Source organism: Streptomyces sp. SID5464 (genome assembly GCF_009862985.1).
GTDB classification, from domain to species: Bacteria; Actinomycetota; Actinomycetes; order Streptomycetales; family Streptomycetaceae; genus Streptomyces; species Streptomyces chartreusis_D.
Map to the genome: position 1 here is coordinate 124,233 of NZ_WWIQ01000066.1, position 23,059 is coordinate 147,291.

Here is a 23,059-nt window from a genome sequence, read left to right on the forward strand (position 1 = left end):
GGACCGACAGGGATGAGCGAGTCGGACAGGGAACCGAATGCCGAGGAAATGTGGGACCCGCAGGTGGAGCGGTGGCGCGATCCGGAGGGTGACCACGTCCTGCCCCACGCGCTGCGGTCCCTCCCCCAGCCGTGGGACGAGTGTGACTGGAGCCGGATCGCGGAACTGCCCCGCACCGACGAGCGACTGGACGAAGCCCGGCGGGTGATGACCGTAGTCCTGGACGACCCGGAACTGGCTCCCAACGTTCCTCAGCCACCGTCGCCCGGCCTGTTGTGGCACGTGTGGGAGGAGTTCCACCAAGCTGTCGGGAAGAGCATGCCCCGCACGAGCGACGTGACATGGTCCGGTGTGGACGAGCTGGTGCGCGCGTGGCAGAGCCGACCGCAGCCTTGTGCGCTGCAGTCGCACGTCGTACGGCATGTCGAAGCGGCGATGCTGGCCATGATCCCGTCACTGCGGGACGACATCGCCGACTCGGTCTTCCGCTGGCTGGCTCTCGATCCTGACCCGGGCCGCTTGGCCGACTGGGCGGTGGGACTGGCGGAGCGTTGCGTGAGCGCGGACATCGGTGCCGACTCGGCCATCGACCTGCTGGGGGCGATGGGCGGCCCAGAGGCCAGGGCGGCACTGGAGCGCCTGTCGGGGAAGCCGGACGGTCCGGCGAGTTGGGAGAACGCGGAAGCGGCACAGGGCATGCTCTTCGACCGGTGGAGCGACGGGACCTACCGATGAGCTACGACCTGCTGTCGGCCGGGCCGCCGGTTCCGCCCACGTCGCTCGGGCGAGGCCCTGGCGGAGGCCGTGGAAGCCCTGGTCAACGAGGCACCGGCTGAGCCGGAACTCGCTCGGCGCCTGGCCATGGCGTTGGGGCGTTCCCGTTCTACTGGCTGGCGACCTCGTCAGCAGCGTGCGTCCGCGCCCGGCTGTGTGCGTCGGACGACGAACCAGGTAGTGCCCGGCCCGTCGCGCCGAGGGCGAAGCCGACTCGGGCCGGCGTGGAAGGGAACGGGCCTTCGCTACGTGATGACCTCGACCAGCGCACCGTCCCGTACCCCCCACCCCGCCATCGCCCCTGCCTCGGCCTCCACCACATGCCGGGCACGCAGTCGCGGCATACCCAACCGCCCCGGCCGCATGGTCCGTACGGCGATGACGCGAAGGTCACGATCGAGATAGGCGACATCGATCGGCATCCGCATCCGGAAGGTGTGCACGCTGTTGGCGGGGGAGAGCAGGATCGCCCCGTCGACGGAGTCCCGCCCCAACAGACCCTTCGTCCGGGCGCGATAGGAGGTGGCGATCTCCAAAGGAACAGTGGCAGACGGCCCTTCACCACCCCCGTGCACGACCAACTCCCCGCGTCCGTCCCGCCAGCGCCGCCCCATGCCCGCCCACCTCCGACCGTGCGTGCCACCTGACCACCGGCTGTCCGAACACCGAACCTAGCCGCAGAGGCGTAGGTCCCACATGGGCCCACGGGCCCATGCCCCCGGCCTCCTTTGCTGGTTCATGACTGAAACGCCCGGCACCGACAGCGCCCCTGACGGATGGAATGGCGCGTTATGCAACCGTTACGGCTGAAACTGATCGACGAATCGCCGATTCCTCCCCATACACCCCGCCCGTTGACAACCTTCACCCTGGTGCGGCTCTACACCGCTGTATAGCTTTGGTTCGCTCAAGAGAAGCCTCGCCTCTTACCGGGAGCCGACCGTGAACCGCCGCCCCACCCTCCTCGCAGCGCTCACGCTGACCGCCGCCGCGGCCCTGACGCTGTCCGCGTGCGGGAGCGATGACAGCTCCAAGAGCAAGGACAGCGACAAGATCGCGGGAGCCGACACGGGAAGCGAGAGTTCGGCCTCTCCCACTGCATCCGGCCCGGCCTCCGCCGAACGTCCGAAGATCGACCCGCCGTCCGACCTTTCCTACACCTTCGACTGGCCCAAGACCGGGGACAAGGAGAAGGACGCGATCCTGTCGGACAGCGAGCAGTCCATCAAGGCTGTGGACTTGGCGATCGTCAACCAGAACGCGCTCGACAAGCCGTACCTCTACTACTACGAGGGCGAAGCCGCCGCCACCACGCAGAAGTTCATTCAGAACTACGTCGATCACGAGGCCGCCATCACCGGCGCCTACCGCTTCTACGCCCCCCAAGTAGCAGTCGACAAGGACGGAACGGCGTCCCTCAGCTACTGCGAGGACCAGGGCAAGGCGTATGTGAAGTACATCAAGACCGACAAGGTCAAGAAGACGAAGGTCACGGCCAAGAGCTATGTCATCTACCACACGTCGCTCAAGAAGAACGACAAGGGTGTCTGGACGATCCAGAAGATCGTTTCGCAGAGCGGGAGTCCCAAGTGCCAGCCCTGACGCGTCCGTCGCCGACGCTCTCGACGCTGGTCATAGCCGGCGCGTGCTGGTCCCTCCTTGTTTTCCCCGGCGTGGCCCACGCTGACGACACGCTGGGTGACGGCACGCAGGGCACCGAGCAGGGGGCCAACGCCGGTAAGGACGGCACCCTTTCCGTCACCGCAGGCGGCGTCGTCTTCGACCGTTCCAAGAATGGCAGCGGCAACTCCGCAGGCGCGCTGACGTCGGCCACGTCCTGGACGCCTCCGCCCTGCTGGTACGCCCCCAAGTACACCCCCGAGCAGCTGCAGAAAACCCTGGAGCCGATCTGGGATGCCGGTTCGACCGGCTACGAGTGGGACGCCGAGCAGCGCAACCGCTACGTCAAGGGACACCCGTACAAGGACTTCAACAAGGACAAGACCGGCAAGGGCTACTTCTGGGACTCGTACGTCGACGAGGACTTTCCCCCTGGGTGGGATTCCTGCAAGGAGCCCCCTTTCTGGGTGGACCTCGGTGACCCGCCGCCCGCCGGCATCGAGAACGCCGTCACCCCGGAGATCCTCGCCGAACTCGCCTACGCCGAGATCCGCGTCCCCAGCACCGAGGTGACCCTGGCCCCCGCCGAGGCGACCAAGGTCAACCTGCCGACCTGGGCCTGGCTGGACGCCGCCGAGTTCAAGCCGGTCTCCGTCACCGCGTCCGTACCGGTGCTCGGCATCCAGGCGACCGCGACGGCCGAACCGGTGTCGCTCAGGATCGAACCGGGCACCAAGGACGCCGTGACCTACCCGGCCTCCGGCGTCTGCGAAATCAACAACGGCCGCATCGGCGAGCCGTACGCCAAGGGCAAGGCGGACCAGACCCCGCCCTGCGGAGTGAAGTACCTGCGCTCCTCGGGCGACGGCACGTTCCCGCTCCAGGCCACCGTCACCTGGGAGATCCAGTGGACCGGCACCGGCGGCGCGGGCGGTGACCTCCCCGACGGCTCCTTCGGCGCCACGCAGAACGTGGCCGTGCAGGAGGTCCAGGCCGTCAACCGCTGACGAGCGGCTGGCCGTTGACGACGATGAGCTCGCGCACTTCATGAAGTTGCTGCGGAAATCGGGCAGTTCCCTGAAGGGACTGCACAAGGCGTTGAGTGACGCCTCGGTGACCGGACTGGGCACGGACGACCTGGACGCCGCGTGCCAGAGCTTCCAGGAGGACTGGAAGTACGGAACCGAGCAGATCGGCGAGCAGACCGAGGACCTCGCCAAGATCATCGGTCAGAGCAAGGACAGCTACAACGAGGTGGACAAGGCGCTGGAGGAGGCGCTGAAGAAGGCCCGGAACGGCAAGGGCGGGTCGGCGGGTTCGAAATGACGTACACCGCTGGTTCCGAGCGCCCCGGCACTGCTGCCGATCCCCGGTACAACGCGGACCTCGACAAGCCGCAAGGCCTCCAGTCGGGCAGGCGCATCCCGAACCCCGACTACCCGCACCTGGGTTTCTATCCCGGGCCGGGCAGCACGGACACGGTTCGCGAGCTGCACAAGAAGCTCGCGAACTGCACCAAGGTCCTGGAGGAAAGCCACGGCCCGGTCACCAAGTTGATGGACGGCAGCTACTGGAAGGGAGACGCGGCCGTCGCCTTCCGGGAGGAACTGGACGGCGGGACGCTGCCCCTCAACCTCAAGAACGCCGCCCACTCCATCCGCAAGGCCGCCAGACAGTTGGATCGCTGGGAGGGCGAACTCGACGACTTCCAGCGCCGCGCCCAGCGCCTGGAAAAGGACGCGAAGGACGCCCGAGCAGTCCTGGACGCCGCGAAGGGCCGTGCGAGCAAGGCCGAGAACGCCCCGGGCCTGGAGAAGAAGGGCGCTCGCCACGACAACGCCCAGAAGGCGCTCACCCACGCGAACACCGCGGTGGAAGAGGCCCAGGCCGAACTCGACAAGATCCTCGGCAAGGCGAAGAGTCTTACCGAGGAGCACGAGCAGAAGGCCCGGTACCGCACCGGCAAGATCGGCGACGCCACAGCGTTTCTCCCGAAGCACTGGAGCGGGCCCGCCGTGCCGGAGCCCGTGTCTCCACCTGACTGGCCCAAGGGACCATCCGTACAGATCACGCGTGTGTGACGACCCGACCCCGAGGATCTCGTGCGGTTCGCCGCCGAGGACGTACGGCCGCTCGTTCCGTGGGGCCCCCGGGCGCGACGGCTTCCGCGGAGCCGTTGTCAGTGCCCGGTGCCACACTCATCGGCATGACTGTCGAAGACGTACGGCTGCGTGATGTCGTGGAAGACGATCTCGAAGCGTTCTGTGCCTACGAGCAGGATCCCGAGGCAGCCCGGCGATCGAGGTTCACGCCCCGGCCGCGGGAGGCCTTCATGACGCACTGGAAGGAGCGGGTCCTCGGGGACGACACCAACTTCGTGCAGACCGTGACCGTGGACGGTGCCGTCGCCGGCAACGTCGTCGCCTGGTGGGACGGGGACCGCCGCTTCCTGGGGTACTGGCTCGGCCGCGCGTACTGGGGGCGCGGCATCGGCAGCCGGGCTCTGGAACTCTTCCTGGAGCGGGAGAAGAACCGGCCCCTGCACGCCGACCCCTTCAGCGGTAACACCGGTTCCGTACGTCTCCTCGAGAAGCACGGCTTCCGTCCCGCCGGCACCGTCCAGTACGGAGAGAACGAGCATGTCCTGCTCGTTCTGGCGTAACAGGTGCACCGCTCTTTCGAGGACCTCGTCGCCGAAGGCGCCTCCGTCCCCACCGAAGGCTGGGACTTCTCCTGGTTCGAGGGGAGGGCCACCGAGGCGCGGCCCTCCTGGGGGTACGCGACGTCGACGGCCACGCGGCTGGGACGGGCGAGTGCCGTGCTCGACATCCAGACCGGCGGCGGGGAAGTGCTGGACTTCGCTCTCGCCAGTGCCCCGAAGCGGCCCCTGCTCACCGTCGCCACCGAGGGCTGGCCACCGAACGTCGCCAAGGCGACCGCCCTGCTCCGTCCGCGCGGGGTCGCGGTCGTCGCCGCACCCGAGGACGCCCCGCTGCCCTTCGCCGACGCCGCCTTCGACCTGGTCGTGAGCCGGCATCCCGTCCGTCCGCACTGGGACGAGATCGCCCGCGTCCTCCAGCCCGGAGGGACGTACTTCGCCCAGCACGTGGGGCCGGCCAGTGTCTTCGAGCTCGTCGAGCACTTCCTCGGACCCCAGCCCGCCGAGGTGCGTGCAGGTCGTCACCCCGAGCGCGAGCGGGCCGACGCCGAGGCCGCGGGGCTCGACGTCGTCGGTCTGCGGGCCGAGCGGCTCCGCATGGAGTTCCACGACATCGGCGCGGTCGTGCACTTCCTGCGGAAGGTGGTGTGGATGGTGCCCGGCTTCACCGTCGCGGCGTACGAGCCGCAGCTCCGTGCGTTGCATCGGAGGATCCAGGACGAAGGGCCCTTCGTGGCCCACAGCACCCGCCACCTCTTCGACGTACGCAAGCCGGGACCCCACCGGCTCTGATCAGGCACACACCACAAGCGTGCTCACGCATGCGGGCCCACCCTGACCGCCCCCACCACCACCTCCGCCTTCGTCTCCAGCACTTCACCCACCCGCTCCGCCTGCTCAGCCAGCTCCCGTTCCTGCCGTGCCGTCAGCCGGACGAGTGGCTCGACCGTGACGGTCGTACGACGGCCCTGGCGCCGCTGGTGCCAGACGCCCGCCACCACACCGTCGACCAGCAGCACGGGATAGTTGCCCGCCTGGCCGCCCGCCAGGGCACGCTCGTAGGCCGCACCGGGGAACAGCCGTTCGCGGGGCTGCGCGGCGATGACGTAGGCGTCGAAGTACGGCAGCAGCCGCACCCCCCGCACGGGTTCGTCGGGGAAGTCGGTGTCACCCGCGGCCACCCACGCCCGCGTGCCCTCGAAGTCGACCTCCTCGATGCCGCCCGCCGCGGCCAGCTCCCGGAACACGGTTCCGGCCCAGCCGGTCGGCGCCGCCAGCCACTTCGCGAAGTGCTGCGGGGTCGCCGGCCCATACGCATACAGATAACGACGTACGAACGTCCCCAACGCCTCACCGGTGCCCAACGCCTCGCCCCTCCCCGACGCCCCCGACGCCCCGTCCGTGCCCCCGGCCGCCCCCGTGACCGTCGGCCGCGTGTACGTCGCCTTCCGGCCGCGGTTCGGGCCGAAGCACAGCGTGCCCGCCCAGCCCGCCCGGTGCAGCACCTGCCGCCAGCGTGGCCACAGGTCCTGGAAGGCCGGCATCACGCGGTCGCCGGCCCACGGGCCCGTCCGCGCGACGATCTCCTCGGTCAGTTCGTCGAGCGTCAGGCACGCGCCATCGAGCGCCTCCCCGATCGCGGCCACGACCTGGGCGGCCTGTTCCTCGGTGAGCCGCACGTCGGGCGGCATGGGGCTCGGCCGGGTCGGGATCGCGGTCAACGCGGCCGACCAGAGGGGGAGTTCCCGCGCCGGAAGGAGATGTACCGTTCCGCGCGGGCCGTACGTCTTGACCAGCGACCCTTCGCCCCAGAGTGCCGTCCGGACGTCCGCCCGCGTCAGCTCGGACGTCCGCATGCCCACCGACACCTCGGCCGCCGACAGCACCTGCGCGTGCGCCCCCATCATCGCCCCGACCACCTCGGCGACCGACGTCCCGCCCCCGGCCGGCTCGTCCGGAGCGGCCAGGAACTGCCGCTCGGTCCGTCGTGCGCTCGCCGCGTCCCACGTGATCCTCGAGATCGTCGTCATGGCACGACGCTAGACGCCATAGCGGACAGGAACTGACCTAAATCTCTTCCTGGGTCACCCCTTTCGCCCACTCCCCTTGCGCATCTCCTGCCGAGGGTTTTCACATCGTTATCGCCTGTGGCTCGCCTCCGCGTCGCGATTCGCGTAAGTTCAGACCAAGGTAATTCGCGTGAGCAAACCACGCTGCGCGGGCGGTACCGCGCAGTGGAGGGGGCTGCGCGGTGCCAGGGCCTCGGGATCGAGGCGTTTGCGGGGTCAAGCGGGCGTTCACGGCCGGCGTCACCCGCCGGGGGGATGCGGGGGGCAAGCCGGCGAAGGGGCCCCAAGGTGCGGCACATCCGCCGGATCCCGCCTCAGGGCGCACGATTCTCCTGCGCAGGGGCTGCGTTTCGGCCAGGAGAAGGCCGTGAATGAGAGGTTCCGCGGACATCGCGGCGTCGCCGGGCGGCTCCGGAGAGTAGTTGTGGCACGCCGATGCACGCAGCATCACTTACGAAGGGTTATGGTGGAAGCCCCCCCTCGGGCCGGTCCGTATCCCCCCCACGGACCGGCCCGTTTTTTTGTGCGCCACGACCGACCCGAACACCGGCCGGAATTCTGCGTTCCGCACCCGTGGGCGGCCCACGGCGGCAGCGAGGGTAGGCTTCGCCTTCGGGGACTGCCACAGGGGCAGGGACCGCCCGCGGCCACGACCGGGCCGCACGCCGCGGCCTGTCCGATCCGTACGGAGGGGCTGACAATCACGTGAACCTGCGCGACAAGCTGCGTGGCCTGCTGGTCAGGCTGTACGCACGCCGGGTGGAAGGCCACCTGGACCACGCTCAGGTGCCCAAGCACATCGGCGTCATCATGGACGGCAACCGGCGCTGGGCGAAGGCCGCCGGTTCGAGCACCGTCCACGGACACCGGGCCGGTGCCGAGAAGATCGAGGAGTTCCTCGGCTGGTGCACCGAGACGGACGTCGAGGTCGTCACCCTGTGGCTGCTGTCCACGGACAACTTCGACCGGCCGCAGGAGGAGCTCGTCCCCCTGCTCGGCATCATCGAGGACGTCGTGCGCACCCTGGCCGCCGACGGGCGCTGGCGCGTGCACCACGTGGGCACGCCCGACCTGCTGCCCTCCGGGATGCAGACGGTACTGAAGGAGGCCGAGGAGACCACCGCGCACGTCGACGGGATACTGGTCAACGTCGCCATCGGCTACGGCGGCCGCCAGGAGATCGCCGACGCCGTGCGCTCCATGCTGCTCGACGCCCAGGACCGGGGCACCTCGATGGAGGAACTCGCCGAGGCCGTCGACATCGACATGATCGGGCGTCACCTCTACACGAGCGACCAGCCCGATCCCGACCTGGTGATCCGTACCAGCGGCGAGCAGCGGCTGTCCGGATTCATGCTCTGGCAGACGGCGCACTCCGAGTACTACTTCTGTGACGTGTTCTGGCCGGCCTTCCGTAAGGTCGACTTCCTGCGCGCCATGCGCGACTACGCCGCACGCCACCGGCGCTACGGCGGCTGAACGGCTGAACCGCGGCGCGTGATTTCGCCCGGCCCCGCAGGCCGCCGGACACCACGCATCACCCGCACGGGTCACCGCACAACCGCACGGGACACCGCAGGTCGCAACCCCCCCCCGGTACCCCTCCCGAAGGCGCACGTAACACGGAGTTCACCGGCCCGCCGTCATATGCCGTGGCATGGTGACGCCCGTTCGAGGGCATAAGCCAGTCAGGTCGACGCCCGAACCCCGGGTGTCGGATCTCAGCGGACGGCACGGGGCCGTCCGCCCGGGAGGCCCTTTGCACCAGCCCGATCGTGCGGTCACAGCACGGACGAAGAGGCGGAGGGCCGGTTCTCGGCCCGTGCAGGGCGGCCGACGACCGGTCCAGCTCCGCTCCGTCGCTCCCCGACCTCATCCGAGGGGGTACGTCCTTCCGTGGTGACCAGCACAAAGCGCCACAAGCCCGACCGGCGCACCTATGTTCTCGACACCAGCGTCCTGCTGGCCGACCCGAACGCCCTGAGCCGCTTCGACGAGCACGAGGTCGTGCTGCCCATCGTCGTGGTGACGGAACTGGAGGCCAAGCGGAACCATCCCGAACTCGGCTACTTCGCCCGGCAGGCCCTGCGCCTGCTCGACGACTACCGGGTGCGGTACGGCCGCCTCGATGCCCCCATCCCGACCGGGGACCTCGGCGGAACCGTCCGTGTCGAGCTCAATCACTCGGACCCCAGCGTGCTGCCCAGCGGCTACCGCCTGGGGGACAACGACTCCCGCATCCTCGCGGTCGCCCGCAATCTCCAGGCCGAGGGGTTCGACGTCACCGTCGTGTCGAAGGACCTCCCGCTCAGGATCAAGGCGTCCTCCGTCGGGCTCCTCGCCGAGGAGTACCGTGCGGAACTCGCCATCACGGACTCCTCCGGCTGGACCGGCATGTCCGAACTGACCCTGACCGGCGAGCAGGTGGACATCCTCTTCGAGGAGGGGCACGTCTACGTCCCCGAGGCCGCCGACCTGCCGGTCCACACGGGCCTGATGATCCAGTCGGAGCGCGGCAAGGCGCTCGGGCGGGTCACGGCCGAGGGCAACGTCCGTGTCGTACGCGGGGATCGTGAGGCGTTCGGCATCAAGGGCCGCAGCGCCGAGCAGCGGATCGCGCTGGACCTGCTGCTCGACCCGGACGTCGGGATCGTCTCGATGGGCGGCCGGGCCGGCACCGGCAAGTCGGCGCTGGCGCTGTGCGCGGGTCTGGAGGCGGTGCTGGAGCGCCGTCAGCACCAGAAGGTGATGGTCTTCCGGCCGCTGTACGCGGTGGGCGGGCAGGAGCTCGGCTATCTGCCCGGCACCGAGGCGGAGAAGATGAGCCCCTGGGCGCAGGCGGTGTTCGACACACTGTCGGCGGTCACCAGCCGGGAGGTCATCGAGGAGGTCACCGCCCGCGGGATGCTGGAGGTGCTGCCGCTCACCCACATCCGCGGCCGCTCGCTGCACGACGCGTTCGTGATCGTCGACGAGGCCCAGTCGCTGGAACGGAACGTACTTCTTACCGTTCTGTCCCGTATCGGAGCCAATTCACGGGTGGTTCTCACCCATGACGTGGCGCAGCGGGACAACCTGAGGGTCGGCCGGTACGACGGAGTCGTCGCCGTCGTCGAGAAGCTGAAGGGTCATCCGCTTTTCGCTCATGTGACCCTGAACCGGTCCGAGAGGTCGCAGATCGCCGCTCTTGTGACCGAAATGCTCGAAGACGGGCAGATCTGACCGTCCCGCCCCAAACAGGGGTGGTTACGCAGTAGTTGGCGCCGACCGGAAAGGCGAAGAGCCTAGCCGGGCGGCGCCTTCGCGTGTGGCCTTTTCTGTGAATCTCCCGCGTCAAACGGGATGTGAGCTTTCACACGCAACTCGGAATTGCCTTGCCCCGTCGTGTTGCGGCAGAGTCTCACTCCTGTCAGGCCCCGCATACGACACACCTGTACCCCCAGCGGTACGGCACCACTAGAAGCACAGCGTCAACTGCATAGCGATGTCGTATGCCGCCCGAGCACCACGCGGCACTCCCGTGAGGGAGTTGCCCACCGGGCCCGTGCCTCCCGTGACCCCGCAGTTGGGGAGGCCAGTGCCAGGGGCACGATTGCGTCCGCGAGGGTCACCGAAGCGGGCGATGCTGGAAGGAAACCGTGTGAGCCGGATCTCGGTCCGGGGATTCGCAGTGGCTTCGGCCACGGCGGTCACCGCTGTCGGAAGCGTCGTCGGCGTTGCCTCTGGCAGCACCGCGCAGAACAACGACGCCGAAGCGACGGCAAGCGGCACCACGCTGCTCGCGGACATTCCCGCGGGCCAGCAGGCCCAGGTGCAGACCGCGTCGCTGACGCAGCAGGCCGACGCCCAGGCCATCGCCGCCGACGCGAGCGCGAAGAAGGACGCCGAGGAGGCCGCCCGCAAGGCTGCCGCCGAGACGGCCATCGCCAAGAAGGAAGCCGCCGAGAAGGCTGCCAAGGCAGCCAAGGAGCGCGCGGAGGCCAAGGAAGCGGCCAGCCGTTCCAAGGACATCTCCGACTTCCCCGTCGCGACCTCCTACACCATCGCGCAGATCCAGGCGATGGCGCGGCAGTTGGTGCCGGCCGGTCAGTTCCAGTGCTTCAGCAACATCGTGGACCACGAGTCCGACTGGAACTACAAGGCGGTCAACCCCTCCTCCGGGGCCTACGGCATGTTCCAGGCGCTGCCCGGTTCCAAGATGTCGTCCGTCGGTGCCGACTGGCGGACCAACCCGGCCACCCAGATCAAGTGGGGCCTGAACTACATGAACGACCGCTACGGCAGCCCGTGTGACGCCTGGTCGTTCTGGCAGGCTAACAACTGGTACTGAGCCCGCGGCCCTTCAACCGCAGCCATCCTCAGCGCGAGCCCCTCACCGTCGTACGGTGAGGGGCTCGCGCCATGTACGGTCTTGACGGACGACTCCAGGGGGGAGTGGTGCGGAGAGACGGGGGAAAAGGACGGATCATGTCGCGAGTGCCAGGGTGGCTCGGCCGGCTCGGTGCCGGACTGACCGAGATGAGCGAGCGGTGGAACGAGCGCCGCGCCGAGGCCGAACGGGAGCGGGACGAGACCGAGTCCCGGACATCGTCCGACGAACACGTGCCGCCGCCCCCGGACTACGCCCCCGACGTACCCGCCCGGCCCGATCCCGCGCTGGCCGTGCCGTGGGGGATGCGGGTCGCGGCGGAGGCCGGCTGGCGGCTGCTCGTCCTCGCCGGCACGCTCTGGGTGCTGATGCGGATCATCAGCGCCGTCCAGCTGGTGGTGCTGGCGTTCGTGAGCGCACTGCTCATCACCGCGATCCTCCAGCCGACCGTGGCGCGGCTGCGGCGGCTGGGGGTGCCACGCGGGCCGGCCACGGCGCTGACCGCGATCCTCGGCTTCGTCGTCATGGGGCTGATCGGCTGGTTCGTGACCTGGCAGGTCATGGAGAACATCGACGATCTCTCGGGCCAGATCCAGGACGGCATCGACGAGTTGCGGAACTGGCTGCTGAACAGCCCCTTCCACGTCACGGACAAGCAGATCAACGAGATCGCCAAGAACCTGCGGGAGGCGGTCGGGGCGAACACCGACCAGATCACCTCGGCGGGGCTGGAGGGCGTGACGGTCGTCGTCGAGTCGCTGACGGGGATTCTGCTGGCGGTCTTCTCGACGCTGTTCCTGCTCTACGACGGCAAGCGGATCTGGGAGTGGACGCTGAAGCTGGTGCCGGCGGCGGCGCGGCCGGGGGTGGCCGGGGCCGGGCCGGCGGCGTGGCGGACGCTGACGGCGTATGTGCGGGGCACAGTGATCGTCGCGCTGATCGACGCGATCTTCATCGGGCTGGGGATCTACTTCCTCGACGTGCCGATGGCCGTGCCCCTGGCGGTGTTCATCTTCCTGTTCGCGTTCATCCCGCTGGTGGGTGCGGTGGTGTCCGGGGCGCTGGCGGTGGTGGTCGCGCTGGTCACCCAGGGGGTGTTCACGGCTGTCATGACGCTGGTGGTGGTGCTGGCGGTGCAGCAGATCGAGGGCCACATCCTGCAGCCGTTCATCCTGGGGCGGGCGGTGCGGGTGCATCCGCTGGCCGTGGTGCTGTCCGTGGCGTGCGGGGGGATGGTCGCCGGGATCGGGGGTGCGGTGGTGGCCGTGCCGTTGGTTGCCGTGACGAACACGGTCGCCGGGTATCTGCGGGCGTACTCGCGCAAGTCGGCGTTGCGGCATTCGGTCCGCCCGCGGGGTGCGACAGCGGTGGGGGCGGTGGATCGGCCCGGCACCTCCGAGGCGCCGTCGGAGTAGCGAGAAACGGACAGGGCCCCTGCCCACCGGTCAGGTGGGCAGGGGCCCTGTGATACGGGTCGTACAGCCGGGGATTACTCGGCCAGGACCGCCTCGGCGTCCAGCGTGACGCCGACCGCCTGGATGACGGAGGCGATCTTGAACGCCTCCTGGATGACCTCGCGGTCGAGGCCGGCCTTGCGCAGGACCTGCTCGTGGGAGTCGAGGCACATGCCGCAGCCGTTGATGGCGGAGACCGCGAAGGACCACAGCTCGAAGTCGACCTTGTCGACGCCCGGGTTGCCGATGACGTTCATCCGCAGGCCCGCGCGCAGGTTGCCGTACTCGTGGTCCGTAAGGAGGTGCCGGGTGCGGTAGAAGACGTTGTTCATCGCCATCACCGCGGCCGCGGCCTTCGCCGCCGTGTAGGCCTCGGGCGACAGGTTGGCCTTCGCCTCCGGCTCCAGCTCGCGCAGCACGATCGGGGAGCGCGAGGCGATCGCGGTCGCCAGCACCGTGCCCCACAGCTGCTGGGCCGGCAGGTCCGAGTTGCCGATGACCGAGCCCAGGTTGAGCTTCAGGTCCTTGGCGTAGTCCGGTATGGCGGACTTGAGTGCGTCGAGGGACATGTCAGATCACTCTCCGGCGAGCAGCGCGACCGGGTCGAGGGTCTCGTCGCCCTTCGACCAGTTGCAGGGGCACAGCTCGTCCGTCTGGAGGGCGTCCAGGACCCGCAGGACCTCCTTCGGGTTACGGCCGACCGAACCCGCGGTCACCATCGAGAACTGGATCTCGTTGTTCTGGTCCACGATGAACACCGCGCGCTTGGCGAAGCCGTCCTCGTCCTCGATGCCGAGGTCGCGCATCAGCTCGTGCTTGGAGTCGGCCATCATCGGGAACGGCAGGTCACGCAGGTCGTCGTGGTCCTTGCGCCAGGCGTGGTGGACGAACTCGGAGTCGCCGGAGAAGCCGAGGACCTGGGCGTCGCGGTCGGCGAACTCGTCGTTCAGCTTGCCGAAGGCGGCGATCTCGGTCGGGCACACGAAGGTGAAGTCCTTGGGCCACGCGAAGATGACCTTCCACTGACCCTCGTAGGTCTTGTGGTTGATCTGCTGGAACTCCTTGCCCTTCTCCAGCGAGACGCAGGCGGTCAGATCGAACTCGGGGAACTTGTCACCGACAGTGAGCACACGCTCTCCTTGCAGCGAAGAAACACCCGGATTGCGGGTGTTTCCCATGGGTTGGACGTTATTGATGTTGGCACAGGGCTGATTGATTACGGAAATAGCTACACTCGGTCGGGTTGATCGGAGGTAGTTATTAGTGACTGTGGGTAATAAGCGCAGGCAGCCCAGCCTCGCCCAGCTGCGGGCCTTCGCAGCCGTCGCCGAGTACCTGCACTTCCGGGACGCCGCGGGGGCCATCGGCATGAGCCAGCCCGCCCTCTCGGGCGCCGTCTCGGCCCTGGAGGAGACACTCGGAGTGACGCTCCTCGAGCGTACGACGCGCAAGGTGCTGCTCTCACCCGAGGGCGAGCGGATCGCCGTACGGGCCAAGGCGGTCCTGGCCGAGGTGGGTGCCCTCATGGAGGAGGCCGAGGCGGTCCGGGCCCCGTTCACCGGCGTGCTGCGGCTGGGGGTCATCCCGACCGTGGCGCCGTATCTGCTGCCCACCGTGCTGCGGCTCGTCCACGAACGGTATCCGCACCTCGACCTCCAGGTGCACGAGGAACAGACCGCCAGCCTGCTCGACGGCCTCACCAGCGGGCGGCTCGACCTGCTGCTGCTCGCCGTCCCGCTGGGCGTGCCGGGTGTCGCCGAACTGCCGCTGTTCGACGAGGACTTCGTGCTCGTCACCCCCCTCGACCACCCGCTCGGCGGACGCGAGGGCATTGCGCGCGAGGCGCTGCGCGAGCTGAACCTGCTGCTGCTGGACGAGGGGCACTGCCTGCGCGACCAGGCACTCGACATCTGCCGGGAGGCCGGCCGCGAGGACGCGCCGGTGACCACGACCGCCGCCGGGCTGTCCACACTGGTGCAGCTCGTCGCGGGCGGGCTCGGCGTCACGCTGCTGCCGCGCACCGCCCTCAAGGTCGAGATCTCCCGCAGCAACCAGCTCCTCACCGGGTACTTCACCGACCCGGCCCCCACCCGCAGGGTCGCTCTGGCGATGCGGGCAGGGGCCGCGCGCGGCGCGGAGTACGAGGAACTGGCGGCGGCGCTGCGGGAGGCCCTGCGGCCGTTGCCCGTACGGGTGCTGGACCGGGACGCCTGAGGTCGCTGCCCCCTCTGGGGCCTTACTCCGTCCTCAGCCCGTCCGGCCGCATCAGCTTCAGCAGCGGCGGCAGGCTCAGCAGCGTCACCACGAGGACGACGCCCGCGCCGATGCCGGTCATCGACAGCACACTCGGCCAGTCCACCCGGACCGATGTGCTGGTCATGCGCAGCAGTACCGCGCCGAGGGCCATGCCCACCGCCGCGGCGAGCAGCAGGCCCAGCCCGATCGGGATCGCCGTCTGCCACAGCACCGACAGGCCGAGGGTGCGGCGCCGGGTGCCGAAGGCGACCAGGGCCGACAGCAGCTTGCGGCGTTCGCGCAACTGCTCCAGCTGCGAGACCAGCAGGCTCGCCCCGATCAGCGCGAGCACGCAGGCCGCGCCGACGGACAGGCCGCTGCGGATGGTGGCGTACCGTTCGTTGCTCTCGGTGCTGTGCCAGGTCATGGGCTGGACCGTCGGGTCGAGCCGAGCGGCCGTGTTGCGCACGTGATCGTAGGCGTCCGGCATCGAGGGGTCCAGGCTCAGGAAGAGCCGGGCGGAGGTGACCGCCCCGAGCTTCTCGGGCAGCGCGCCGGGGGTGATCAGGATGCCGCCGCGCTCGTACCCGGCGGGGTCCTCGCGGGGCCGGGCCTGCCGGATGTCCTGCGGCACGGTCCAGGAGACCCAGCGGTCGTCGGAGCGGGGCGTGTCGCCCGGGTCGGCCCACAGGGTCGTGCCGGGCTCGGTCAGGTGGTCGCTCTCGCTGCCGTACTCCGAGCCCTTGACCGCGAACACGTCACCGTCACGGCAGGAGGGGAGCGTGGCCACCTCGCGCAGCGACGCGCAGTCGGCCACGGTGATCTGGATGATGGACTCCGCCTCACCGCGACGATCGCCGAGATGGACATCGGACAGTGCGGTGACCTTGCGCACGCCTTCGGTGTCGCGGTACTTCGCGACGGTGGACGCGGGGTCGGCGCCGTCCGGCACGTCCACGCTCATCTGGGCCCGGGAGACGTCGTACTGCGACGCTCTGGTGTAGTTGCCCTCCACCCCGGCGAACAGCATCTGCAGGGCGATCGCCCCGGCCACCGCCACCGCGATGCCGTTGACCATCCGGGCTGCCACACCACTGCTCAACTGAAGCCTGCGCACGGCCAGTTGCCAGGCGATGCCGCCCGAGCCGAGCCGAGCGACGACCGTCTCCACGACCCACGGCAGCAGCGCCGTGACACCGATCAGGAGGAGCATCACGCCGCCGACGACCAGGTATTGGTTGAAGTTCCCGCCGTCGTCGCCCTGCCCGATCATCGGGAAGAGCATCGCCAGCCCGCCCAGCGGCAGCAACAGGCGCCACCACAGCCTGCGCCGCGCGGGCTTGGCCGTGCGCACCACGCCGAGCGGCTCGATGACCACCCCCCGCAGGGCGAGGATCGTCACCAGGACCGCGGCCGCCGGCACTGCCACTGCGACCAGCACGGCCAGCAGGGGAGAGGGGTTCAGATAACTCGGGAACACGCTGACGCGGAACACCTCGACGGACGCGGCCAGTTGCCGTCCGAGCAGGAAGAACCCGGTGCCGAGGACGAGCCCCAGCACCGAGCCGGCGAGCGCCTCGCCGGCGGCGATCCGCCGGGTCATCCGGCTGTCCGAGCCGACCAGCCGCAGCGCCGCGAGCCGGCGGTCGCGCCGCTCGCCGCCGAAGCGCACGGCCGCGGCGATGAACACGGCGACCGGCATCAGCAGCACCACGAAGACGACGAGGACCAGCAGGAGCAGCACCGGGTCCCAGGGGTCGGACGATCCTGGGCCGTCACTGCCGAAGCGGTCGATCCGGGCCCCGCTGGCGGAGCCCTCGAGCCGTTCCGCGAGCCCCTCGCCACCCGCGTAGTAGGAGAGTTCCCGGGAGCCGACGAGCCCCTGCTCGCCGATGGTGCCCGCGATGCGGTAGTCCAGCCGCTCCCGCAGCAGTGTGCCGTCGTCGGAGTCGAGCAGCTCCTTCAGCGCGGGGGAGACGACCATCTCGCCCGCCGCCGGGAACGCCGGGACCCCCGGCGGCAGCGGGGCCTTCGGGCCCTCCGCCTCCAGCAGCCGGCCGCGCACGTCCTGGTCCCGGAACGTGGTGTCCGCGTCCACGACGATCAGGGTGTTCGCGGCCTTCGGTATCTCCTGCTGGCTGTAGGTGTGGTCGCTGCGCGCCTCCTCACGCCGTTCCCGTTCCGCCAGCGCGTTCGGGAGGGCGGTGGTGAGCAGCAGCAGCGCCACTCCGAGCCCGACGCCGACGGCCGTCAGCAGCGCCCGGATCCACCCCTCGCGTCCACCGGCGAAGGCGAACCGGACTCCCATGGAAAGGTCCCGCCCCCACTGCGAAGCGCTCATACGACGCGCTCCATGTCCCGGGACCTGCCGTCGCGTACGACGATCTCGCGGTCGGAGTAGGCGGCCACCCGGGCCTCGTGGGTGACGAGCACCACGGCCGTGTTGGCGGACCGGGCGGCGTCCGTGAGCAGCTCCATCACGCGCTCGCCGTTGAAGGAGTCGAGCGCGCCGGTCGGCTCGTCGGCGAACACCACACGCGGGTTCGTCACCAGCGCGCGGGCGACGGCGACCCGCTGCCCCTGACCACCGGACACCTCGCCGGGCCGCTTCCTGCGCAGCTCGTCGACCTCCAGCCGCTCCATCCACGCCAGCGCGGTCCGCTCGGCCTCCTTGCGGGACGACCCGCTCAGGCGCAGCGGGAGCGCCACGTTCTCCACACAGGTGAGTTCGGGCACGAGCTGGCCGAACTGGAACACGAACCCGAACTCCGAGCGTCGCAGCGCACTGCGCTCGGCGTCGCTCATCGCCGTCACCTCACGCCCGTCGTACGTGATGGAGCCCGAGTCGGGCATCACGATCCCGGCGAGGCAGTGCAGCAGCGTCGACTTGCCCGACCCGGACGGACCCATCACGGCGACGACCTCGCCCGGGTGGATGGAGAACTCGGCACCGTCGAGCGCGGTGGTCGGCCCGTACGCCTTGCGCAGGTCCTGGGCGGTGAGCAGCGAACCAGCGGGAATCGTCACCGGGTCACCGCCTCACGGAGCTTGTCCAGTCGGGCCGCGGTCAGTTCCAGCCAGCGCAGGTCCGCCTCCAGGTGGAACAGGGCGTGGTCGCAGATCAGCTGGTCGGCCAGATCGCCCTTGCGCTTGCGGTCGGTGAGGATCCGCATGCTGCGCAGGTGTTCCGAGCGCTGCGTGTCGAGGATGTCGGCGGCGTCGCGGTGGGTGAGCAGCGCGAGGACGACCTTGGTGTAGAGGGTCGACTGGAGGTACGGCTCCGGCTTCTCCGGCGTCGCGAGCCACCGTTCGACATCGGTGATGCCGGCCTCGGTGATCGCGTACCGCTTGCGCTCGGGTCCGCCGCCGGCCTCGATGCCGTCGACCTCGACGAGCCCGTTCTTCAGCAGCCGGGACATCGTCGAGTAGACCTGGCCGTAGTGGAGCGGCCGGTCGTGACCGAACTTCTCGTCGAAGGCCCGCTTCAGGTCGTAACCGTGGCGCGGGCCGGACTCCAGGAGCCCCAGGAGAGTGTGACCGATGGACATGAGCAGGACTGTACACGGGGTGTATACGCGGCATGTATACGCCGAGTGTGCAGTTCATGGCGGGCGGTGTGGCCGCGCAGGTCGGGGGCTGTTGTCACGGTTCCGCAACAGGCTATTGCTCCGAGTCCCGGGGCGGGCGTCCCCGCCTGGGCAGCGGCCCCGTCTCCCGCGGCAGCCGCCCCGCCTCGGCCAGCGCCTTCCGCAAGAGGAACTCGATCTGCGCGTTGGCCGACCGCAGTTCGTCCCCGGCCCACCGCGCCAGCGCCTCGTACACCGCCGGGTCCAGCCGCAGCAGCACCTGCTTGCGCTGCTGCTGCGGCCGGCGCCGCGAACCCGGACCTTCGGGGGGCACGGTCACTGGTACAGGGACCCGGTGTTGAGGACCGGCTGCGCGGCGCGGTCCCCGCAGAGCACCACCATCAGGTTGGAGACCATCGTCGCCTTCCGCTCGGAGTCCAGCTCCACGATGTCCCGCTCGGTGATCCGGGCGATCGCGGCCTCGACCATGCCCACCGCCCCGTCGACGATCTGCCGCCGGGCCGCGACGACCGCTCCGGCCTGCTGCCGCTGGAGCATCGCGGAGGCGATCTCGGGGGCGTACGCGAGGTGGGTGAAGCGCGACTCGATGATCTGCACCCCGGCCGCCTCCACGCGCGCGTGCAGTTCGACGGCGAGCTTCTCGGTGATCTCCTCGGCGTTGCCGCGCAGCGAGAGGCCGTCCTCCTCGTGGGCGTCGTAGGGGTACTCGATGGCGATGTGCCGCACGGCCGCCTCGGTCTGCGTGGAGACGAACTCGACGTAGTCGTCCACCTCGAAGACGGCCTGGGCGGTGTCCTCGACCCGCCACACCACGACCGCGGCGAGCTCGATCGGGTTGCCGTAGGCGTCGTTGACCTTCAGGACGGCGGTCTCGTGGTTGCGGACGCGCGTGGAGATCCTGGTGCGCGAGGTGAGCGGGTTCACCCAGCGCAGGCCGTCCTGCCGGATCGTCCCGCGGTAGCGGCCGAAGAGCTGGACGACCCGGGCCTCGCCGGGCGCCACCATGTTCAGCCCGCACATGGCCAGGAAGGCCGCGAGCGCGACCAGGATGCCGCCGATGATCAGTGCGGCCTTGGCCCCGCCCCCGTCGACCGCCGTGGCAACCGCGATCAGCCCGGCGCCGGCCAGCAGGCCGACCAGGCCGAGCAGCAGGGCGAGTCCGCCGCCGATGCTGTGCGCGGTGAATTCCCGCACGCGGGGTGCAGGCATCTCGGGCACATCGGCGGTGACCTGCGGTTGCTGTGTGGACATGGGTGATCCCCCGTTCCTCCAGGGAAGCCGCTCCTGCTTAGCTTCCATCTATCTAAGTGATATCACTTTTCCCGGTTCTGGCAACCCTACGCGTGTCTTGAACGTCGGTTCCGTTGGGATGGGTGCTGATTGTCACGTCCGTAAAGGGCCGGATCGGCAGCCCTCTCTCTTATCTCCCGGTGTTAGCTTTCTGAGCTGACCTGAGCGGCGACCTGTGTGACACATGAGCACACATGAACGAAGCGGAGCGGATCGGACCCATGGGACGAGCGGAAGAAAGACGCGCCAGACAGCGCGGTGGGCGCCGGGCGGCACCCAAGCGCCGCCGTTCGTCGGGCGCGGCCGGGAAGAGCGGTATACGCCGGCTCTTCACCTGGAAGAAGATGCTCGGCACCTTCTTCGGCCTGTGCCTGCTCGGCATGGGCGCCTTCATCGTGCTGTACATGATGATCGGCATCCCCGAGGGGAACGCCGACGCCAAGCGGCAGAGCAACATCTACAAGTACAGCGACGGCTCGATCATGGCCCGCGACGGCAAGGTCAACCGCGAGGTCGTCGATCTGTCCCGGGTCCCCAAGGGCGTGCGGCTCACCTTCGTCGCGGCCGAGAACAAGACCTTCTACAAGGACGCCGGCGTCGACCTCAAGGGCACCGCCCGCGGCCTGTTCAACACGCTCGCCGGCAGGGGCGCGCAGGGCGGTTCGACGATCACCCAGCAGTACGTCAAGAACTACTACCTGTCGCAGGAACAGACCGTCTCCCGCAAGCTGAAGGAACTGGTCATCTCGCTGAAGCTGGACCGGGAGAAGTCCAAGGACTACATCCTCGCCGGCTACATCAACACCAGCTACTACGGCCGCAACGCCTACGGCATCCAGGCCGCCGCGCAGGCCTACTACCGCACCGACGCCGAGGACCTCACGGTCGCGCAGGGCGCCTACCTCGCCGCGCTGCTCCAGGCCCCCAGCGAGTACGACTGGGCGGTCGCCTCCCCGACGGGTAAGAAGTTGGTGAAGGCCCGCTGGAACTACGTCCTGAACAACATGGTCGACGAGGGCTGGCTGAGCCGGTCCGAGCGCGCCGGCATGAAGTTCCCGGTGCCGAAGGAGCCCAGGCCCGCCCCCGGCATGGAGGGCCAGAAGGGCTACCTGGTCAACGCGGCCAACGCGGCACTGGAGAAGCAGCTCGTCGCCGAGGGCACCGCGAGCAACACCAAGGATGCCGAGGCGATGGTCAGTGCCGGCGGCTGGACCGTCACGCTCAACATCGACAAGAAGAAGCAGGCGGCGCTGGAGAAGTCCGTCAAGCAGCAGCTGACCAGCAAGCTCGACCCCGAGAAGCGCAAGGTCGACGGGGACGTCCAGGCCGGTGCCGCGTCCGTGAACCCCAAGACGGGCGCCGTGGTCGCGATGTACGGCGGCGTGAACTACTTCGAGCACTACACCAACAACGCCACCCGCTCCGACTACCAGCCCGCCTCCACGTTCAAGCCGGTCATCCTCGCCGCGGCCCTGGAGGAGCAGGCGAAGACGCAGGACGGCAAGCCGATCACGGCGAACACGATCTACGACGGCACGAGCAAGCGCCAGGTCGTGGACAACGGCACCAAGGTCGGCTTCGCCCCCGAGAACGAGGACGACAGGAACTACGGGAAGATCACCGTCCAGACGGCGATGAACAAGTCCGTCAACTCCGTCTTCGCGCAGATGGGCGTCGACGTCGGCATGACCGACGTGGTCGACGTCGCCGGCAAACTCGGCATGGACACCAAGAACATGGAGGCCGTGCCCGCCCAGACCCTGGGCAGCATGGGCGCGAGCCCCATGGAGATGGCGGGTGTCTACGCCACCCTCGCCAACCACGGCAAGAAGGTCACCCCGGCCCTCGTGAAGTCGGCGGAGCACCTGAACAAGACGGTCACCATGCCCGACCCGGTCGGCGGCCAGGCCGTCAGCCGCGAGGCCGCCGACTCGGTGACCTCGGTGCTGACCGGCGTGGTCGACGACGGCACCGCCCAGGTGTCCGTACGGAACAACCCCGAGCGCGACGGCCAGCAGGTCGCGGGCAAGACGGGTACGTCCGACAACAACAAGTCGGCCTGGTTCACCGGCTACACGCCGAACCTGGTCACCTCCGTCGGCCTGTTCGGCGAGGACGCCAAGACCCACGCCCAGGTCCCGATGTACAAGGCGGGCGGCCAGCCCCGGGTCAACGGCGGTGGCTTCCCGGCGGAGATCTGGGCGGCGTACACCTTCGGCGTGATGGGCGACGTCAGCAAGTTCGACCTGGAGACCCAGCAGGGCGCGGCCGTCCAGCCGACGGTGACGCCGACGGTGACCCAGTCGCCGACCCAGGAGCCCACGCAGGAGCCGACGACCGAGGCACCGTCGTCGTCACCGCCGCCGACGACTCAGGAACCGAGCAGCTCGCCGCCGCCGACTCCGACGACGACACCGCCCACCTTCACTCCGCCGACGGCCCCGGAGACGACACCACCGGCCGACGGCGGCGGTGGCCCGTTCGACCCGGTCAAGCCGAAGCCGGGCGGCGAAGAGTAGACGGCCAGGAGAAGACCAGCAGACGCCGAAGGGCGCCCGGCGAGCACCGGGCGCCCTTCGGCGTTTCGCAGCGGCGCGTCAGCCGCTTGTCGGTACGGCGTCTCAGCTGCGGTTGAGCTCGAACCAGACGACCTTGCCCGTGCTGAGCCGGGTCGCGCCCCAGCGCCGGGCCAGCCGGTTCACCAGGTACAGCCCGCGTCCGCCCTCGTCGGTGGCGCGCGCCTGCCGCAGGCGCGGCAACTGCGGGACGTCGTCGCCCACTTCGCACCGCAGGACATCCGTCCGCAGCAGCCGGAGCGTGACCGGCCGGGTGGCGTACCGCACGGCGTTCGTCACGACCTCGCTGACCAGCAGCTCGACCGAGTCGCTGAGTTCCTCCAGGCCCCAGCGCGACAGCGCGCGCCGGGCCAGCCGGCGGGCCCGCCCGGGGGCGGCGTCCTCCGGCTCCAGGAACCAGTACGCCACATCGCTGGGCGCGATGCC

Annotated in this window: 23 protein-coding genes; 13 read left to right on the forward strand and 10 right to left on the reverse strand. The window is 69.4% G+C overall.

Annotation, left to right across the window (positions count from 1 at the left end):
• Positions 1 to 12: 12 nt before the first annotated feature.
• Entirely contained in the window at positions 13 to 735 is a 723-nt protein-coding gene (locus tag GTY47_RS31895; RefSeq protein WP_010045837.1) for a hypothetical protein, read from the forward strand.
• A 284-nt stretch (positions 736 to 1,019) separates the two neighbouring features.
• Here the strand turns inward: GTY47_RS31895 and GTY47_RS31900 are convergent, their stop codons facing one another.
• On the reverse strand, positions 1,020 to 1,388 hold the full coding sequence (locus GTY47_RS31900; RefSeq protein ID WP_010045839.1) for a DUF192 domain-containing protein: 369 nt from the start codon (positions 1,386 to 1,388) through the stop codon (positions 1,020 to 1,022).
• A gap of 328 nt (positions 1,389 to 1,716) precedes the next feature.
• Here GTY47_RS31900 and GTY47_RS31905 point away from each other — a divergent pair, with 328 nt between their 5' ends.
• The 6 genes from GTY47_RS31905 (at position 1,717) to GTY47_RS31930 (ending at position 5,845) form a co-directional block, all read left to right on the forward strand.
• Positions 1,717 to 2,376, forward strand: coding sequence for a hypothetical protein (locus GTY47_RS31905; protein WP_010045840.1), 660 nt, complete (start codon positions 1,717 to 1,719; stop codon positions 2,374 to 2,376).
• A 71-nt stretch (positions 2,377 to 2,447) separates the two neighbouring features.
• On the forward strand, positions 2,448 to 3,401 hold the full coding sequence (locus tag GTY47_RS31910) for a hypothetical protein (RefSeq protein ID WP_010045841.1): 954 nt from the start codon (positions 2,448 to 2,450) through the stop codon (positions 3,399 to 3,401).
• A gap of 40 nt (positions 3,402 to 3,441) precedes the next feature.
• Positions 3,442 to 3,720, forward strand: coding sequence for a hypothetical protein (locus GTY47_RS31915; protein WP_010045843.1), 279 nt, complete (start codon positions 3,442 to 3,444; stop codon positions 3,718 to 3,720).
• A complete protein-coding gene (locus GTY47_RS31920) occupies positions 3,717 to 4,475 on the forward strand; it encodes a putative T7SS-secreted protein (protein ID WP_010045844.1) in 759 nt (252 codons plus the stop codon). Before GTY47_RS31915 ends, GTY47_RS31920 begins: the two co-directional genes overlap by 4 nt.
• Before the next feature lie 125 nt (positions 4,476 to 4,600).
• Positions 4,601 to 5,056 (forward strand): GNAT family N-acetyltransferase, encoded by a 456-nt coding sequence (locus tag GTY47_RS31925; RefSeq protein ID WP_040904044.1) that lies wholly within the window; start codon positions 4,601 to 4,603, stop codon positions 5,054 to 5,056.
• A 3-nt stretch (positions 5,057 to 5,059) separates the two neighbouring features.
• On the forward strand, positions 5,060 to 5,845 hold the full coding sequence (locus GTY47_RS31930; RefSeq protein ID WP_010045846.1) for a class I SAM-dependent methyltransferase: 786 nt from the start codon (positions 5,060 to 5,062) through the stop codon (positions 5,843 to 5,845).
• A gap of 23 nt (positions 5,846 to 5,868) precedes the next feature.
• Here GTY47_RS31930 and GTY47_RS31935 read toward each other — a convergent pair whose 3' ends face one another.
• Complete coding sequence (locus tag GTY47_RS31935; RefSeq protein ID WP_010045847.1) at positions 5,869 to 7,083, reverse strand: winged helix DNA-binding domain-containing protein; 1,215 nt, start codon at positions 7,081 to 7,083, stop codon at positions 5,869 to 5,871.
• Positions 7,084 to 7,827: 744 nt separating this feature from the next.
• On the opposite strand from GTY47_RS31935, the gene GTY47_RS31940 reads away from it, so the two are divergent.
• The 4 genes from GTY47_RS31940 to GTY47_RS31955 all read left to right on the forward strand — a co-directional run bounded on the left by GTY47_RS31940 (position 7,828) and on the right by GTY47_RS31955 (position 12,906).
• The gene (locus tag GTY47_RS31940; protein WP_010045850.1) at positions 7,828 to 8,601 is read left to right on the forward strand and encodes an isoprenyl transferase; all 774 of its coding nucleotides are present in this window, start codon (positions 7,828 to 7,830) and stop codon (positions 8,599 to 8,601) included.
• 417 nt (positions 8,602 to 9,018) lie between these two features.
• Complete coding sequence (locus tag GTY47_RS31945) at positions 9,019 to 10,344, forward strand: PhoH family protein (protein ID WP_010045852.1); 1,326 nt, start codon at positions 9,019 to 9,021, stop codon at positions 10,342 to 10,344.
• Positions 10,345 to 10,744: 400 nt separating this feature from the next.
• A complete protein-coding gene (locus GTY47_RS31950; RefSeq protein WP_078602946.1) occupies positions 10,745 to 11,452 on the forward strand; it encodes a transglycosylase SLT domain-containing protein in 708 nt (235 codons plus the stop codon).
• A gap of 137 nt (positions 11,453 to 11,589) precedes the next feature.
• Positions 11,590 to 12,906: an AI-2E family transporter gene (locus GTY47_RS31955; protein WP_029181586.1), complete on the forward strand. Its 1,317-nt coding sequence runs from the start codon at positions 11,590 to 11,592 to the stop codon at positions 12,904 to 12,906.
• A gap of 74 nt (positions 12,907 to 12,980) precedes the next feature.
• Here the strand turns inward: GTY47_RS31955 and GTY47_RS31960 are convergent, their stop codons facing one another.
• Positions 12,981 to 13,514 carry an alkyl hydroperoxide reductase gene (locus GTY47_RS31960; protein WP_010045858.1) on the reverse strand — a complete coding sequence of 178 codons (534 nt, stop codon included), beginning with the start codon at positions 13,512 to 13,514 and terminating at the stop codon, positions 12,981 to 12,983.
• Positions 13,515 to 13,520: 6 nt separating this feature from the next.
• Positions 13,521 to 14,075 (reverse strand): peroxiredoxin, encoded by a 555-nt coding sequence (locus GTY47_RS31965; RefSeq protein WP_010045859.1) that lies wholly within the window; start codon positions 14,073 to 14,075, stop codon positions 13,521 to 13,523.
• 133 nt (positions 14,076 to 14,208) lie between these two features.
• On the opposite strand from GTY47_RS31965, the gene GTY47_RS31970 reads away from it, so the two are divergent.
• A complete protein-coding gene (locus GTY47_RS31970; RefSeq protein ID WP_029181587.1) occupies positions 14,209 to 15,159 on the forward strand; it encodes a LysR substrate-binding domain-containing protein in 951 nt (316 codons plus the stop codon).
• A 22-nt stretch (positions 15,160 to 15,181) separates the two neighbouring features.
• On the opposite strand, the gene GTY47_RS31975 is transcribed toward GTY47_RS31970, so the two are convergent.
• The 5 genes from GTY47_RS31975 to GTY47_RS31995 form a co-directional block, all read right to left on the reverse strand.
• Positions 15,182 to 17,521: an FtsX-like permease family protein gene (locus GTY47_RS31975; protein ID WP_029181588.1), complete on the reverse strand. Its 2,340-nt coding sequence runs from the start codon at positions 17,519 to 17,521 to the stop codon at positions 15,182 to 15,184.
• On the reverse strand, positions 17,518 to 18,207 hold the full coding sequence (locus tag GTY47_RS31980) for an ABC transporter ATP-binding protein (protein ID WP_010045865.1): 690 nt from the start codon (positions 18,205 to 18,207) through the stop codon (positions 17,518 to 17,520). Before GTY47_RS31980 ends, GTY47_RS31975 begins: the two co-directional genes overlap by 4 nt.
• Positions 18,204 to 18,728, reverse strand: a complete 525-nt coding sequence (locus GTY47_RS31985) for a PadR family transcriptional regulator (protein ID WP_010045868.1) — start codon at positions 18,726 to 18,728, stop codon at positions 18,204 to 18,206. Before GTY47_RS31985 ends, GTY47_RS31980 begins: the two co-directional genes overlap by 4 nt.
• A gap of 112 nt (positions 18,729 to 18,840) precedes the next feature.
• The gene (locus GTY47_RS31990) at positions 18,841 to 19,086 is read right to left on the reverse strand and encodes a hypothetical protein (protein ID WP_010045871.1); all 246 of its coding nucleotides are present in this window, start codon (positions 19,084 to 19,086) and stop codon (positions 18,841 to 18,843) included.
• Positions 19,083 to 20,018, reverse strand: coding sequence for an SPFH domain-containing protein (locus GTY47_RS31995; RefSeq protein ID WP_010045873.1), 936 nt, complete (start codon positions 20,016 to 20,018; stop codon positions 19,083 to 19,085). The genes GTY47_RS31990 and GTY47_RS31995 overlap by 4 nt, the downstream gene beginning before the upstream one ends.
• Before the next feature lie 260 nt (positions 20,019 to 20,278).
• Between GTY47_RS31995 and GTY47_RS32000 the strand changes: the two genes are divergently transcribed.
• Positions 20,279 to 22,576, forward strand: coding sequence for a transglycosylase domain-containing protein (locus GTY47_RS32000; protein WP_040904048.1), 2,298 nt, complete (start codon positions 20,279 to 20,281; stop codon positions 22,574 to 22,576).
• Positions 22,577 to 22,678: 102 nt separating this feature from the next.
• Here the strand turns inward: GTY47_RS32000 and GTY47_RS32005 are convergent.
• Positions 22,679 to 23,059, reverse strand: a 381-nt coding sequence (locus GTY47_RS32005) for an ATP-binding protein (RefSeq protein WP_010045877.1), incomplete at its 5' end; no start/stop codon positions are given.

Bases quoted from the DNA above. Each gene is read 5' to 3' on its own strand.
- GTY47_RS31995 (WP_010045873.1), bottom strand. From the start codon at position 20,018: ATGTCCACACAGCAACCGCAGGTCACCGCCGATGTGCCCGAGATGCCT.
- GTY47_RS31975 (WP_029181588.1), bottom strand. From the start codon at position 17,521: ATGAGCGCTTCGCAGTGGGGGCGGGACCTTTCCATGGGAGTCCGGTTC.
- GTY47_RS31955 (WP_029181586.1), top strand. From the start codon at position 11,590: ATGTCGCGAGTGCCAGGGTGGCTCGGCCGGCTCGGTGCCGGACTGACC.
- GTY47_RS31920 (WP_010045844.1), top strand. From the start codon at position 3,717: ATGACGTACACCGCTGGTTCCGAGCGCCCCGGCACTGCTGCCGATCCC.
- GTY47_RS31900 (WP_010045839.1), bottom strand. From the start codon at position 1,388: ATGGGGCGGCGCTGGCGGGACGGACGCGGGGAGTTGGTCGTGCACGGG.
- GTY47_RS31950 (WP_078602946.1), top strand. From the start codon at position 10,745: ATGCTGGAAGGAAACCGTGTGAGCCGGATCTCGGTCCGGGGATTCGCA.
- GTY47_RS31915 (WP_010045843.1), top strand. From the start codon at position 3,442: ATGAAGTTGCTGCGGAAATCGGGCAGTTCCCTGAAGGGACTGCACAAG.
- GTY47_RS31985 (WP_010045868.1), bottom strand. From the start codon at position 18,728: ATGTCCATCGGTCACACTCTCCTGGGGCTCCTGGAGTCCGGCCCGCGC.
- GTY47_RS31925 (WP_040904044.1), top strand. From the start codon at position 4,601: ATGACTGTCGAAGACGTACGGCTGCGTGATGTCGTGGAAGACGATCTC.
- GTY47_RS31935 (WP_010045847.1), bottom strand. From the start codon at position 7,083: ATGACGACGATCTCGAGGATCACGTGGGACGCGGCGAGCGCACGACGG.
- GTY47_RS32000 (WP_040904048.1), top strand. From the start codon at position 20,279: ATGGGACGAGCGGAAGAAAGACGCGCCAGACAGCGCGGTGGGCGCCGG.
- GTY47_RS31895 (WP_010045837.1), top strand. From the start codon at position 13: ATGAGCGAGTCGGACAGGGAACCGAATGCCGAGGAAATGTGGGACCCG.
- GTY47_RS31960 (WP_010045858.1), bottom strand. From the start codon at position 13,514: ATGTCCCTCGACGCACTCAAGTCCGCCATACCGGACTACGCCAAGGAC.